The following is a 14900-nucleotide window of genomic DNA, read 5'->3' on the forward strand; positions in this document are numbered from 1 at the left end:
CGTCACATTCTCACGTAGTCGCCTGGTGCATTGCAGATAACCTGGTAGCCGTCATTGCCAGGCCGACGGGCTTCGACCTGATCACCACTGAAACGCCGAATCCATTTCTCCCACTGCGGCCACCAGGATCCTTTGCGGTAACTCGCCTGCTCCAGCCATTGCTCCGCCGTCTCTGGCAACGGTCTGGCACTCGTCCAAAACCCGTATTTTTCCCTAGTTGGCGGATTGATGATTCCCGCAATGTGGCCTGATTCGCCAAGTAGAAATCTGGATTTCCCGGAGAATATCCTGGCTCCGCTGTAAGTCGAGCGCCAAGGTGCAATGTGATCCATCTGTGTCGATACGAAAAATGTCGGCGACGTCACTTTTGACAGATCGATTGGATTACCAAGAACCTCCATTCGGTTCGGCTGGCTCATCAAGTTTTCAAGATACATCGTCCTGAGATAGTAACTGTGCATGTCAGCGGGCATGCGCGTCGAATCAGAATTCCAATACAGCAAATCGAAACTGCCGGGGCTTTTGCCCAGCAGATAGTTGTTGATGACAAAGTGCCAGATCAAATCATTCGATCGCATCATGCTGAAAGTCGAAGCCATGGACTTGCCATCCAGATATCCCTTGTCGCTCATCATCTTCGCCAGCTGGCAAACGCTTGCGTCGTCCACAAAGACACCCAAATCACCCGGCTCGGCAAAGTCGATCATGGTGGTGAGGAAAGTTGCGCTGGAAATAAAGTCTTTCTGATCTTCCCCAGACTTCAGGTAGCCGAGCGTGGAGGCGAGCAGGGTACCGCCAAGACAATAGCCAATCGCATTGAGTTTGTCCTGTTTTGTGATTGCGCGAATAATCTCGGATGCCCACAGTGGACCACAATCCACATAGTCGTCATAGCCTGTGTGACGGTAGGACTCATCCGGATTGATCCAGGAAATCACGAACACCGTGTACCCTTGTGCGACCAGCCATCCAATGAACGAATTTTTCTCCGACAGATCCAGAATGTAAAACTTGTTGATCCAGGGTGGAACAATCATGACAGGCCTGGAATACACCTGTTCGGTGGTCGGTGAGTATTGGATCAGTTCGGCAAGTCTGTTTCGTGCAACGACCTTGCCAGGCGCAGTCGCGATGTTTCGCCCCAACTCGAATGCATCTGACTGCGTCATTTTCACGCCGCGACCAGCCTCAAGGTCGTCCGCAAAGTTTTCCAACCCCTTGACCAGACTTCGTCCTTCGGTCTTCCTGGCTTCTTCCAGTACATCAGGATTCGTGAAAGCGCAGTTGCTTGGCGCCAGAGAGTCTACCCACTGTCGCAGATAGAAATCCAACTTTCTGTTGTCCTGCGCATCAAGGCTTTTGTTTGTACCGAAAAGCCCCTGCAGATATTCAGAGCCGATCAGATAGGACTGCTTGACCACATCGAACCAAAGATCCTCCGTCCACTGCTGTGTTCGGAATCTCGAATCTTCCGCGGACGGAGCAACAACCGGTTCCGGTGAACCGTCATTTAGTTTCTCGACGGTATACTGTGCGAGTGACGTAAATTTAGTCATGGCGTCAGTATGCGCGGCGACGAGCCTGTCAGGCTCAAGGACGTTACCGAACGCCGCCCTCGCGAACAGCGTGGTGATCGACAATGAATAAGCGGCAATATCCGAGTGGTCGGTTCCGGACATCATGGCTTTGGCGATGCGTGCATATTGTCGGTTCAGTTCCGCCATCACAGCCAGATGATTCTTTGACACCGCGCCGGTTCCCATATCCATTTCCTGCATCGTATTTTCCGTTTTGCGTTGCAACATTATCGTTGGCGGAATATCCAGTCCCAATTCCGCACCGCCGATTCAGTTATCCGTCAGTCCCATTCCTTTTTGTGGGGACTTTCACTTTCGCCTGCCCCTTCAGCACGACAGTACCTTCTACGGTACAACGGGTATCGAGAATGGCATATGGACGCTCTGGGTCCAACTCAACAATTTCCACCCGGGCCACCACCGTATCCCCTACCCGCACGGGCACGGTAAACTTCAAGCTCTGGTCCATGTAGATGCACCCCGGGCCGGGCAGCTTTGTTCCAATCAGTGTCGAAATCAGACTCGCTGTAAGCATGCCGTGCACTATGGGTTCGCCAAATTGTGTCCGCTGCGCAAATTCCCGGTTTTGGTGCAGAGGATTTGTATCCCCGGAGACTCCGGTGAACATCAGCACATCCGCGTCGGTCAGTGTCTTGCCGTAAACATCAGTCATACCGACTTCGAGATCTTCAAAATAATAACCATGAAGTTCGTTGAGAGTTTGATGTTCTGTCATAAATATAGTCCTTTATATATTTGATATGTATACATATTATTAAGTTATCAGGTCGTGATGCTGTTTCAATATAATGTTGGTCACACAAGCATTTCCCAAAAATAGCCAATCATTGCGGGCAGTTAGGTTTCGTGATTTCCAAATCAAGTTCATTCGAAACAGATCTTGATCAGAATAGAGCGAATTTCGTTCCTCTGTCACCGCTCGGGTTTCTGAAACGAAGTGCTCAGATCTATCCTGATCACCCATCGGTGATTCACCAGGAAATCCACCATACTTGGTCGCAGACCCATGCGCGCTGCAAAAAGCTGGCATCTGCATTGATTGGCTGCGGCGTAAAGCCTTCTAGTACAGTCTCGATCATGGCACCCAATACGCCGGCGATGTACGAGGCCCACTTTGGTGTGCCGATGACCGGCGCGGTACTCAACACCATCAATGTCCGACTGGATGCGCAGACCATCGCCTTTATACTCGACCATGCCGAAACAGAGGTTGTCCTAGTGGATGTCGAGTTTTCCAAAGTCATGGAGGCTGCTCTTGGCAAGGTAGATCGTGATATTACGGTGATTGACATATTGGATGATGCGGTGCAACATGAAACCCTGCTCGGAAGTATGGATTATGAGACCTTCATAAGTCAAGAGGAAATTAATCCGGCACTCGAGCATCCCGTGGATGAGTGGGATGCCATTGCGTTGAATTATACGTCGGGTACTACCGGCAACCCCAAGGGCGTTGTCTATCACTATCGCGGGGCTTATCTGAATTCGCTCAGCAACGCACTGAATTGGAAAATGCATCCGCACCCCACTTACCTGTGGACATTGCCGATGTTTCATTGCAACGGCTGGTGTTTTCCATGGACCATCGCCATGCTGGGTGGTACCAATGTCTGCTTGCGCAAGGTGGAGGCGGCAGCAATCTACAATGCAATAGTCGATCTCAACGTCACTCACTTCTGCGGCGCCCCGATTGTTTTGGGTCTGGTGGTCAATGCAAGCAATTCGGAACGCAGACAGTTCGATCATAAGGTCGAAGTCATGACTGCAGCCGCGCCACCGCCGGCAGCCGTATTGGAAAAGATGGAGCAGTCTGGATTTCATATGACGCATGTCTACGGTCTGACAGAAACCTATGGACCATCGGTGGTATGCGAATGGAAAGACGAGTGGAATGCATTGGACTGCGGGCAGCAGGCAACCCTGAAGTCCCGTCAGGGAGTGCCCTACACCGCGCTCCAGGGTTTGGAGATCAAGGATCCAGACTCAATGGCCGATGTCCCGGCTGATGGCAAGTGTCTGGGTGAGGCCATGTTTCGAGGCAATATCGTGATGAAGGGTTACTTGAAGAATCCCAAGGCGACAAGCCAGGCATTTGCGGATGGTTGGTTTCATTCCGGAGATCTCGGAGTCATGCACCCTGACCACTACATCCAGCTCAAGGACCGCTCAAAAGACATCATTATTTCAGGTGGAGAGAACATATCGTCAATCGAGATTGAAGATGTTCTTTTCCGGCATCCAGCGGTGATGGAGGCGGCAGTCGTCGCGCTGGATGATGACAAATGGGGCGAGGTTCCCTGCGCTTTTGTTCTCCTTAACCCCGCGTATTCCCCACCCCCGACCGAGGACGATCTGATTGAGCACTGCAGAAACAACATGGCGCGATACAAGGCACCCAAAAAGATTGTTTTCGGTGAACTCCCGAAAACGTCGACCGGAAAAATCCAGAAGTTCATCCTGCGAGAGCGTGCCAACTCATGAAGAGTAAGAACATGATCCGTGTAGACTGCTATTTCGACTACATTTCTCCGTTTTCGTATCTTCTTCACGAACAACTTCATCGTCTGCCGGAGAACACATCAGTCAACTACATTCCGGTATTGTTCGCCGGGCTTCTCAAACATTGGGGAACCATCGGACCGGTCGACATCGCAGCCAAGAAAACCTATACGTATCGCCACTGTACATGGCTGGCGCAGCAACTGGACATACCTTTCAGGATGCCCGACTCCCATCCGTTCATTCCACTACCCTATCTGCGCCTGACTATCGCCAAGAGCAATGACGAAGAGCTGATCACACAAATATTCCGGGCGATATGGGTCAGCGGACATGACCCTGCGACCGATGCCGGTCGACAAGCCATCTGGAACGAAATCGACGTGACCGATGCGGACAACCTTTCCACAAGTACAAAGGTTAAACAGGCATTGTTCGACAATACACGTCAAGCAATCGAGCACGGTGTATTCGGTGTCCCGACACTGATTGTCGATGGAGAACTGTTCTGGGGCTTGGATTCGATGAATTTCTTGTCGGACTATCTCTCAGACCGCGACCTTTTCGAGCGTTCTGAGATGAAACGTCTGGAGAACATCTCATCAGGAATCGATTAGGACCGTTGCGCACATCGAAAATACATCAGCTTTTTGCGCCAGGCATCCTGCAATCGATTCGCAAGGTCAATCCTTGACCATGACATACGCTGGCAATCAGATCACCGAGACCAAAACCCATTGCATCCACGGCGACAGGTAAACCGACGTCCTTTCACCGACGCGGATATCCAGAGACTTGAACAATTCAATGGCAGATATGGACCGCAAGCTGCCTTGCTCAAGATTTATTTGGATTCGGAGGTATTGGGTTTACGCACGAGAAAGTGGTACATTGGGGTGAAAATTCCAGTCTCTCCGCTTGCAATCAACGCGTCCGCAATTGTATTCAACATTGTACTGACCGCTGTTGAACCTTTAGGAAACATCCGGACTTTCTCGCCCACTCTCAAGGTCAAGTTGGTCAGGGCTCTTCCGACTGTTGTGCGCGAAATACTCGCTAGACTGAAATCACCCGTCGACTGCAAAGCGAGATACCATGGAGTTTCCGGATCGGAATCAAACGCAAGATCGCGTACTTCAAGAACTTCAAAACCGGCGGCAGACAGGGCCTCGGGAAATTCTGACGTCATTGCAAGATCAGCTATCCCACCCCCTCTCTCAATTCTCAATTTGATCTGCTGGTGTCTTTCAGACCCAGGATCGAATTTCTCGGTCATGCACCAATCGCTCCGTGTAAACAGGGCGCCCGGACGCAGTACGCGAAAAATTTCCTTAAGAACTGCCACCTTGTCAGGGGCATGGCATAAGGCTTCGATCGAGAAGGCGCCGTCGAACGTATTGTCGGACTCTGGAATCTGCATGAAGTCGCCGTGGATGAAACGACACAGCGATTCGACGTCTTGCGTGTTTGCCTTTGCGCGCTCAATCTGGTAGGCGTTTATGGTAATTCCAACGAAACTGGCACCGCTGTAACGCGCCAGAGTTCCCATTGGACCCCCAACGCCGCATCCCGCATCAAGAACAACCATTTCCGGCTTCAGCGACAATTTGTCCGCTAAAAGATGTTGGAATCTTGTTATTGAATCCTTAAAGCTTTCGCCTCTTCGACGAGGCGCGAAGTGAAAGGAAGAACCCCAGGCAAACTCGTAAAAGTCAGTGGCTATATCATAGTATCGAGAGACGAGTGATCCATATTCTTCCTTTCTGTGCGCCAACCCACCATCATGAATCTCAGCATATCCGTCAACCACGGATTTAAGCTCATCTGATTCGACATCGGCAAGTGAACTTGTACCAGAAAGTTTGTTGGGGACAAAAGGTAATCGAATTTTCGGCCGGGATGTCATTCTATACAATTGGACTTCGAGCAGTGTAATGGCGTTATTCTAGATTGGAAGCTATGGAGAATCAAGACATTGCTCCCGTCCGGCATGCCAGGAAAAACAGTTGCCGAAGCAAATTTCAGGTCGATTCTGCCACCACCGGTTGAAGTCTCCCATACCCGCATTGCAAGAGTGCTTTGTTCTGCGATCCGGACTAGGGCGTAAACGTCAAAACACTGATGAACCCGAAATCAGTCCTCAGCGCGGTTGCATTCGAATCGCACCATCCAGCCTGATCACCTCACCGTTCAGCAACTGGTTTTCCAGTATGTGCTCGACCAGTCGGGCAAACTCCCCCGGATCACCAAGCCGCTTTGGAAATGGCACCTGATTCGCCAGACTTTGCTGAACCTCTTCGGGCATGCCGAACAATAACGGTGTAGCGATCATTCCAGGCGCAATTGTCATCACCCGGATTCCTGCACTTGCGAGTTCCCTCGCTGCCTGTATCGTCAAGGCAACAATCGCACCTTTGGAGGCACTGTACGCCGCCTGTCCGATCTGACCTTCAAATGCGGAAACCGAAGCGACGTTGATAATGACGCCGCGTTCGCCGATCTCATCCAATGGTGGTTCATTGCGTACTGCGGTGGCCATAAGACGCATTGCATTGAACGTCCCGATCAGGTTGACATCAATAACCCGTCTGAAATCCTCAAGCGGCATGGCTCCGTCCCTACCAACGATTCGCCTGGCTGGGGCTATACCTGCGCAATTGATAAGGATACGCGCCACGCCGTGCGACTCGCCGGCCGAAGCTATGGCGCCAGCCATGCTGTCAGCGTCCGTTACATCACACGCAACGGCCAGACCACCGATCTCGTCGGCGATTTCACTTATTCTGTCACCATCAATGTCAAGCAGACCGACTTTGGCCCCGTGCTGTGCCAGAAGTCGTGCTGTCGCCTCCCCCATTCCAGATGCCGAGCCTGTCACCAAGGCCGCCGACCCATCAATTCTCATCGTAATCCCCCAATACGCAGTTCCAATTTCGAGATGAATTGATTAAACAGCATTTCAACGGAAAATGCATGTAAGTTCCAGATGTCATCGCTGCTTGTCACTTCCAATCCGACCGATTTCAATGATTCAGTTGCGATCGGCTGATTGACTCACCTTGCATCACTCAACAAAGTAGCGGTTAGCGTATGGAACCTCTGTTCACAGCGGCAACAGCCAAAGTTTTGTGTATACTTTTTCTATATTTCACCTTCCAGCATATCCTCAAGTTCAAAGTGAGCATTCCGAATGTAATTTCAAATCCAGGTCAGTGCCCGGCACAAAGCGAGACTATCCCGCCCGGAAGTTATTGGCACGGAGTTCTCACGGAAGGAAGTTTGCTGAGGATTATTGACGTACAGGGTCAACAAGGTGTTGATTTCCTTTGTTATAACGCAAATAATCTTGAAGAAAGATATCACGCTCCCAATACCATCAAGGCAGCACAGAGCATTCACATTTCGAAAGACTCTGTCCTCTACTCCGATTATGCCAATCCCTTATTGACCTTGGTTGAAGATACAACACCGGGCGGACACGATACAATAGCCGGTTGCTGTTCTTCCTGGAGCAATCAGATGCTGTATGGAGTTTCAGATGTGCCCGGTTGTCGGGAGAGTTTTCTAAGTGCACTTTCGCATTACGGGCTGGGATGGCGCGATATCGTTCCAAATATCAACTTCTTTTGCTCGGTCCCAGTCTACGAGGACGGACATACGGAAAAATCGGTATTCGAACCCGGAAAATCCATTGCTGGGGACTACGTCACTCTGCGAGCTGACACGGACGTACTTTCAGTAATTTCAAACTGCCCGCAGGTCAACAATCCATGCAACAGCGAAAATCCGACAGAAGTTCGAGTGGAAGTTTACCGACAGTAATTCGTGCCTTTCAGCTAACTTGACGACGTCAGAGAAATAAATTATGACCCAAGAGCGAGACTCACTCGAATATGACGTTGTGATTGTCGGAGCGGGGCCCTCAGGTCTTGCTGCCGGGATCAGGCTACGGCAATTGTGCATGGAAAAAGGCCACGATCTGAGTGTCTGTATATTGGAGAAAGGCTCAGAGGTTGGCGCGCACATTCTGTCCGGAGCAGTTTTACAGCCGACGGCCCTGAATGAACTTCTGCCCGATTGGAAGGAAACTGGCGCACCCTTGAACTGTCCGGTAACCAGGGATAAGTTCGTCATGCTCACCAAGAACTCAGCCTTCACGCTTCCAACACCGCCGCAGATGAACAACCATGGCAACTATATCATCTCACTGGGGAATCTGTGCCGATGGTTGGCAGAACAGGCGGAAGCGATTGGAATCGACATATTTCCGGGATACGCCGCGGCGGAAGTTCTCTATGACGGGAACCGCGTCAAAGGTGTCGCGACAGGAGACATGGGCATTGGAAAAGACGGACAGCCGACAGCCAACTATGCGCCCGGAGCAGAGCTGCATGCCCGACTGACGCTCTTCGCCGAAGGATGCAGGGGTTCTCTGACGAAAACGCTATATGAACGTTACCAGCTTCGCAAGGATGCACAACCACAAACTTTCGGAATTGGAATCAAGGAACTGTGGGAGGTTGACAGCAGCGTCCACGAACAAGGGTATGTCTGGCATAGTATCGGTTGGCCGCTGGACAGTTCGACCTATGGCGGTTCGTTCATCTATCACCTTGACAACAACCAGGTGGCAACAGGTTTTGTTGTGGGACTTGACTACGAAAACCCCTATCTAAGCCCATTCGAAGAATTTCAGCGATTCAAGCAACACCGGGCAATTAGGAATATTTTCGAAAATGGACGCAGGGTAGCCTACGGCGCGCGTGCGTTGGTAGAAGGAGGCTATCAGGCAATTCCGAAACTGACGTTCCCAGGCGGCGCCCTAATCGGAGACTGTGCGGGTTTTCTCAACACGCCAAAGATCAAAGGCACCCACACCGCGATGAAATCCGGAATGACTGCAGGCGAAGCCGCATATGAATACCTCGCATCGGACGCTCAAGGCGAGCTGACGGGCTACAGCGAAGCGCTCAAATCAAGCTGGTTGTGGAAGGAACTGTATCTCGCACGCAACATCCGCCCAAGTTTCAGACTGGGGAAGTGGCCAGGCATGATCTACTCCGGACTTGATTCTTTTGTGCTGCGCGGGCGTGCGCCTTGGACGTTTCGCCACCACGATGACCATAAGTCGCTGAAGAAGGCAACCGAATGTACTCCGATTGAATATCCAAAACCTGATGGCGTCGTCAGTTTCGACAGGAATTCGTCCGTCTATCTGTCAAATACGAACCACGAGGAGAATCAACCGGCACACCTGACGTTAAAAGATGATTCAGTCCCCATTTCTGTGAATCTCAAGGACTATGATGCGCCTGAACAGCGTTACTGCCCCGCAGGGGTATACGAGATTGTCCATGAAGACAACAGTCCGAAACTCGTAATCAACGCTCAGAATTGTGTTCACTGTAAAACTTGTGACATCAAGGACATGACTCAGAATATCAACTGGATCGTTCCTGAAGGCGGCGGCGGACCCAACTATCCCAATATGTAGTGGAAGTGGCTATATCAACCAACGGAGTGAGTACTGTGCCCTAAACGCTTCGCGAACACTGACATGACGCGAGCTGCGATGGAAAAATGAATATTCCCAATCAAGTCGGCAGGATATTGTGCAAGTTGGGATTGCACAAGTATCGTGTTGTTGAGATCAAGTTCGGATTTGGGACATCAGGCAAGGTGGAAATTGTCGAGTGTGAACGATGCGGGTATACGACCTCCCGTCTAGCAAAGTAATTTCAACATGACCGACGAGAATTCCGGCGCCAACCACCTGACACCAGATCAGTTCCGTCAATTGGGCTATCAGACAATCGATCTCATTGCGGATTACATGCGAGATATTGAATCGTATCCGGTCCGCTCACAAGTCGGTCCGGGGGACATATATCGAAGTTTTCCCGAAAATCCTCCTTTGCATGGAAAACCCTACAGTGAAGTTCTGGAGGAGATCAAGTCCGTCATCATTCCCGGACTCACGCATTGGCAGTCACCGTCTTTTTTCGCTTATTTCCCTTCGCATGCTTCCGGACCTTCGATTCTGGGTGACTTGCTGTCATCTGGACTCGGGGTTCAGGGAATGCTCTGGATTACAAGTCCCGCCTGTACCGAACTCGAAACCCTGGTCCTCGACTGGATGGTTGAAATTTGCGGCCTGCCGGGACATTTTCATTCCAGCCAGTCTGGCGGAGGTGTGATTCAGGATTCGGCCTCCTCGGCCACCTTGTGTGCTGCGATTGCGGCAAGAGAAAGGGCCCTGAACGCCAATCCTGATGCGGCACTGTCTGACCTGACAGCCTACATAACGGATCAGACCCACTCATCGGGAGAGAAAGGCCTCAAGATTGCAGGGTTCCGAGATGACCAAATCCGTAAAGTCATGGTGGATGAACATTTCCGAATGGACGTCGAACATCTTGCCGGTCGTATTGCAGAAGACCGGTCCCAAAATCGGATACCCACATTTATCTGCGCGACGATTGGTACAACTTCGTCGCTGGCGATCGACCCGATCCGGGAAATATCACAACTTGCCAATCACTCCGATATATGGATGCATGTGGACGCAGCCTATTCCGGCAGTGCGGCTGTGTGTCCGGAATTCCGATACATGTTCGATGGATTGGAAAATGTGAATAGCTACTGTTTCAACCCGCATAAGTGGTTGCTGACCAACTTTGATTGTGACATCTTTTATGTCGCCGACAAAAGCGATCTGATCAACGCGTTGACGTTTTCACCGGAGTATCTGCGTAACAGAGAATCATCTGCGGGAACGGTATTTGACTACAGCGGCTGGCAAATTTCACTTGGACGACGGTTCCGTTCCCTTAAGTTGTGGTGCGTGATCCACCACTACGGTGTTGAGGGACTGCGGGCGCATATCAGATCGCACGTCAAGCTTGCTGAACAATTTACGAGCTGGATCAGGGAAAGTGATGATTTCGAGCTGTTTCAGCCGACGTCATTGAACTTCGTCTGTTTCAGACATCGCGGCGGAGACAATAAAAGTCAACAGATTCTCGAAATGCTCAACAATTCAGGAAAGTTATTTCTGACGCATACTGTATTGAATGGACAGTATGTCATTCGTTTTGTACCCGGTGCCATACGCACGCAGTTGAGCCATATCGAATCCGCCTGGCAACAGATTCAGCAGGCTGCCCGCTCGTAGGCCGGATTGGCAGTTTCCATTGCGGAATCAGAATTTGCGGAATTCATTTCTCGGCGAATCCAATCACCATTCCCACGGCTTTTCTCCAACCCGCCAATAACCGATCGCGCTGGCTTGCGTCCATCGTGACGTCAAACCTCCGGTCACATTCCCAATTGTCTGAAATTGCTTCCAAAGTCGAGAACATTCCTATGTGCAACCCTGCCAGATAGGCCGCACCAAGAACAGTTGTCTCGGTACTGTACGGCCGATCCACCGGCAGATCCAGGACATTGCTCAAGAATTGGCAGAACCAGTCATTACGGGCCATTCCACCATCAACACGCAATCGTTTGAATTCATCGGCATCTGTGTGTGCCGCATTCAATAGATCAGCTGTCTGATAGGCAACTGATTCAAGTGCCGCTCGCACAATCTGTGCTCGTCCCGTATCCCTCGTCATGCCGAATATGGCACCGCGGGCACTTGGTATCCAGTGTGGCGCCCCAAGGCCGGTGAGGGCCGGTACGAGATATACGCCACAGTTATCTTCAAGTGATTTTGCGAGTTGCTCTGAATTCGCCGCGTTGTCGATAATTTGCAACCCATCGCGCAACCACTGGAGGGCAGCCCCGGCAACAAATATCGAACCTTCCAGCGCGTAGCAAGTTTTGGTACCGAGACGATAGGCTACCGTCGAAAGCATCTGATGTTGGGATTGGACTAATTCCGAGCCGGTATTGATCATCATGAAACACCCTGTCCCGTAGGTGCTCTTGACCATTCCAGACTGGAAGCATGCCTGGCCAATCAGCGCAGCCTGCTGATCGCCCGCCACACCGCAGATCGGTATCGTCTCGCCCAGTACGCGTTTTTCGGTCACCCCGAAATCATCAGCGCAGTCCAGAACTTGCGGCAGGCAATGTTCCGGTATCGAGAACAGTTCAAGCAGCTCCTGATCCCACCTTTGGCATCGAATGTCATACAGCATGGTCCTTGCCGCATTGGTGGCATCGGTTACATGTGACTTTCCGGCGGTCAGATGCCAGATCAGAAAACTGTCAATCGTGCCAAATGCCAATTCATCGAGCTCGGCGCGGTCACGTACACCGGAAACATTCTCCAAAATCCACGCAAATTTCGTCGCCGAGAAATAAGGGTCAATCAACAGACCCGTCTTGTGCTGTATGCGTTGAGTCAGTCCATCCTGTCTCAAAGACTCACAGTAATTCTCGGTGCGACGATCTTGCCATACGATTGCGTTGTAAACCGGTTCACCAGTCCTTCGATCCCAGACAACACTTGTCTCTCGCTGGTTGCTGATGCCGACAGCCTCAACTTTTCCCGATAGGGCAGAACACTTGTTCAATACTTCACGACTGACAGCCAAGGTAGTTTCCCAGATTTCTTTCGGATCATGCTCCACCCATCCGTCATCGGGAAAGTATTGCGTGAACTCCTTTTGCTGCGCGTGCAGTATGCACCCATTACGGTCCATCAAAACAGCTCGGGAACTGGTTGTTCCCTGGTCAATACTGAGGATAAGTGATTGCAATGCGGATCACTCCTGAAAATCCGTTGGCCAACAATTTGGTTTGCCACTCCTGCCTGCAACACGTTGACTCAGAGTCCGCGGTAAATTCAAACCACTCGAATTGGTCGGACATTTGAGTCGCCTTGGGTGTCTATTCGAAACAAACTCATCTCAAGCGGCAACATCAGCGGACTTGTCTGAGATGCCGACCAAGCCAATGGTGGAACAGGTTTCACTATCCGGCCTCTGCAGCCAAGCATCATTCCAGGCAGTATAGACTCGGCGGTATGAAATACGTTTGAAAGGTTGATGGTTGGGACTTCGTTCCACTATTCCACGGGAATTCCTCAATCGCTGCATCTTGCTGTACTGCGGTGCTATTGAACGAAAACTGAGAGTTTCCGACTCCGGTTGTCCAGACCATTGCTTGTAAAGTTACACTCATTCGCAGCAGGTCTCGTTACAATTCTGTGCGCGATAATCAGGTCACGTCCTCGTTTGCTGCATCTGGGACTGCTGTCAGACAGACGCTACGGCTTGACTGAAGTTCAGACACCCGTATCCTTGTCCATATTCTCGGTAACCGATTTAGCGAATTCCAGTCTCTGAATTTTTCCCGACGGCCCTTTGGGAAGGTCATCTGTGAAAAATATCTTGCTTGGACATCGAAAATCTCCAAGTTCCTTCCTGCAAAACTCAATCAGTTCCTCTTCGGAACATGTATGGTTGGCCTTGAGAACCACCCCCACTGCGACAATCTGACCATATGTATCGTCAGGAAGACCGAATGCTCCGGCTTCCTTGACCGAGTCATGATGGTAGAGCACATCATCGACCTCACGGGGAGAAATGTTTTCCCCTCCCTTGATGATCAATTCCTTGATTCGTCCAGTAACAAAAAAATAGTTGTCCTGATCGTAAAATCCGAGATCGCCCGTCCGGAACCAACCGTCATGGGTAAAGGAGGTCAGAGTTTCGTATGGAGCATTGAAATATTCAGAAAATACATTGGGGCCCCGCACGACAATCTCACCGATTTCATTGTTGCCAAGTGTTTTTTGTTCGTTGCTGATGATTTTCACCTCGGTTCCGCAAGGTCGTCCGACCGACCCAGGCTTCCGGATACCCAAAGGCATCCGATTCGCGAGAATGGGTGCGGACGTCTCCGTCAGCCCCATAGTCTCGATCATCGGAACTCCAAAAATCTCCTCGAAATCTTCGTGCATGCCGGATGGCATGGATGATGAGGCAGAACGAACAAATCTCAGCGACGCCACTTGTGCCCTTAACCGGGCATCATCCTTACTATCCCTTAATTCGTCCAGTATGTATTTGGCCATTGTCGGCACCAGGCTCACCCATGTGCACTTGTATTCATCGATGTGTGTACAAAACTTTGAGACGCTGAATTTTCTCGGCATGACAACGCGCGAACCACTGATAATCGGAGATATTGCTGTCACAACCAGTCCATTGATGTGGTAAAGAGGCAAAACACAGTACGCAATGTCATCAAGTGAAAGCCAATGTGCTTTTTTGACGTTATCTCCACCTGCAATCAAATTTGAATGCTTCAACACCGCGCCTTTGGGCAATCCAACTGTTCCAGACGTATGCAGGATCATAGCTGCCGACTCGCTTTTGATTCTGTGGCTCCTGAAATTGTCCGAACCTGGGTTGGTCACGGGCATCTGAAATCCAGTCGTGGTGTCCACATCAACAATCTGGATGTCCTTATCCAGCTCATCAAGAAGTGAATCCAGCAGTGGACGATATCGCTCGCTGACGAATACCACCTCAACACCTGCATTTGTCAATGCAAACAGTAGGTTTCGACGGCTGGCAACGACATTGAGCGGAACGATGACATGCCCGGAATACATCGTCCCCAGACACACAATCGTTGTCCAGTGTCCGTTTTCCAGCATGAATCCAACCTTGGTGGGCTCGGTGAATCCAGCATGCCACATCATCCGGCCAAATTCTTGGCAAAAACTCCTCAACTGCTCATAGGTCATGGTGAGATCACTATCGGGATCAATCAGGTAAATACGCGTGGCGTACGCCTTCGCACATCGAATAATTAATGATCGAATGGTATCTGACATCGTGAAAA

12 protein-coding genes are annotated in these 14900 nt (G+C 50.7%); 6 read left to right on the forward strand and 6 right to left on the reverse strand.

All coding sequences use genetic code 11. The features are described from left to right. Window positions 1–2: 2 nt before the first annotated feature. On the reverse strand, window positions 3–1805 hold the full coding sequence (gene phaC, locus OXI60_09830) for a class I poly(R)-hydroxyalkanoic acid synthase (GenBank protein MDE0310114.1): 1803 nt from the start codon (window positions 1803–1805) through the stop codon (window positions 3–5). Window positions 1806–1851: 46 nt separating this feature from the next. After that, window positions 1852–2313, reverse strand: a complete 462-nt coding sequence (locus tag OXI60_09835; GenBank protein MDE0310115.1) for a MaoC family dehydratase — start codon at window positions 2311–2313, stop codon at window positions 1852–1854. 131 nt (window positions 2314–2444) lie between these two features. On the opposite strand from OXI60_09835, the gene OXI60_09840 reads away from it, so the two are divergent. Both OXI60_09840 and OXI60_09845 read left to right on the forward strand, forming a co-directional pair. Further along, window positions 2445–4079: an acyl-CoA synthetase gene (locus OXI60_09840; GenBank protein ID MDE0310116.1), complete on the forward strand. Its 1635-nt coding sequence runs from the start codon at window positions 2445–2447 to the stop codon at window positions 4077–4079. Beyond that, the gene (locus OXI60_09845) at window positions 4076–4714 is read left to right on the forward strand and encodes a 2-hydroxychromene-2-carboxylate isomerase (protein ID MDE0310117.1); all 639 of its coding nucleotides are present in this window, start codon (window positions 4076–4078) and stop codon (window positions 4712–4714) included. The genes OXI60_09840 and OXI60_09845 overlap by 4 nt, the downstream gene beginning before the upstream one ends. Before the next feature lie 227 nt (window positions 4715–4941). Here the strand turns inward: OXI60_09845 and OXI60_09850 are convergent, their stop codons facing one another. Next, entirely contained in the window at window positions 4942–6003 is a 1062-nt protein-coding gene (locus OXI60_09850; protein MDE0310118.1) for a methyltransferase domain-containing protein, read from the reverse strand. 234 nt (window positions 6004–6237) lie between these two features. Continuing rightward, window positions 6238–7002 (reverse strand): SDR family oxidoreductase, encoded by a 765-nt coding sequence (locus OXI60_09855; protein ID MDE0310119.1) that lies wholly within the window; start codon window positions 7000–7002, stop codon window positions 6238–6240. Window positions 7003–7274: 272 nt separating this feature from the next. On the opposite strand from OXI60_09855, the gene OXI60_09860 reads away from it, so the two are divergent. The 4 genes from OXI60_09860 to OXI60_09875 all read left to right on the forward strand — a co-directional run bounded on the left by OXI60_09860 (window position 7275) and on the right by OXI60_09875 (window position 11271). Next, the gene (locus OXI60_09860) at window positions 7275–7919 is read left to right on the forward strand and encodes a DUF1989 domain-containing protein (GenBank protein MDE0310120.1); all 645 of its coding nucleotides are present in this window, start codon (window positions 7275–7277) and stop codon (window positions 7917–7919) included. 40 nt (window positions 7920–7959) lie between these two features. Further along, window positions 7960–9591, forward strand: a complete 1632-nt coding sequence (locus OXI60_09865) for an electron transfer flavoprotein-ubiquinone oxidoreductase (protein MDE0310121.1) — start codon at window positions 7960–7962, stop codon at window positions 9589–9591. 86 nt (window positions 9592–9677) lie between these two features. Further along, window positions 9678–9833: a hypothetical protein gene (locus OXI60_09870; protein MDE0310122.1), complete on the forward strand. Its 156-nt coding sequence runs from the start codon at window positions 9678–9680 to the stop codon at window positions 9831–9833. A gap of 7 nt (window positions 9834–9840) precedes the next feature. Next, window positions 9841–11271, forward strand: a complete 1431-nt coding sequence (locus OXI60_09875) for a pyridoxal-dependent decarboxylase (protein MDE0310123.1) — start codon at window positions 9841–9843, stop codon at window positions 11269–11271. A gap of 43 nt (window positions 11272–11314) precedes the next feature. On the opposite strand, the gene glpK is transcribed toward OXI60_09875, so the two are convergent. Beyond that, entirely contained in the window at window positions 11315–12805 is a 1491-nt protein-coding gene (gene glpK / locus OXI60_09880; GenBank protein ID MDE0310124.1) for a glycerol kinase GlpK, read from the reverse strand. Between the two features lie 527 nt (window positions 12806–13332). Next, window positions 13333–14892 carry an AMP-binding protein gene (locus OXI60_09885; protein MDE0310125.1) on the reverse strand — a complete coding sequence of 520 codons (1560 nt, stop codon included), beginning with the start codon at window positions 14890–14892 and terminating at the stop codon, window positions 13333–13335. Window positions 14893–14900: the final 8 nt, after the last annotated feature.

The sequence above is a fragment of the Acidiferrobacterales bacterium genome, from assembly GCA_028820695.1.
Lineage (GTDB): Bacteria > Pseudomonadota > Gammaproteobacteria > Arenicellales > JAJDZL01 > JAJDZL01.

What these genes read in the sequence shown, in the direction of transcription:
- phaC (MDE0310114.1), bottom strand. Translation starts at nt 1,805, where the DNA reads ATGTTGCAACGCAAAACGGAAAATACGATGCAGGAAATGGATATGGGA.
- OXI60_09835 (MDE0310115.1), bottom strand. Translation starts at nt 2,313, where the DNA reads ATGACAGAACATCAAACTCTCAACGAACTTCATGGTTATTATTTTGAA.
- OXI60_09845 (MDE0310117.1), top strand. Translation starts at nt 4,076, where the DNA reads ATGAAGAGTAAGAACATGATCCGTGTAGACTGCTATTTCGACTACATT.
- OXI60_09850 (MDE0310118.1), bottom strand. Translation starts at nt 6,003, where the DNA reads ATGACATCCCGGCCGAAAATTCGATTACCTTTTGTCCCCAACAAACTT.
- OXI60_09855 (MDE0310119.1), bottom strand. Translation starts at nt 7,002, where the DNA reads ATGAGAATTGATGGGTCGGCGGCCTTGGTGACAGGCTCGGCATCTGGA.
- OXI60_09870 (MDE0310122.1), top strand. Translation starts at nt 9,678, where the DNA reads ATGAATATTCCCAATCAAGTCGGCAGGATATTGTGCAAGTTGGGATTG.
- OXI60_09875 (MDE0310123.1), top strand. Translation starts at nt 9,841, where the DNA reads ATGACCGACGAGAATTCCGGCGCCAACCACCTGACACCAGATCAGTTC.
- OXI60_09885 (MDE0310125.1), bottom strand. Translation starts at nt 14,892, where the DNA reads ATGTCAGATACCATTCGATCATTAATTATTCGATGTGCGAAGGCGTAC.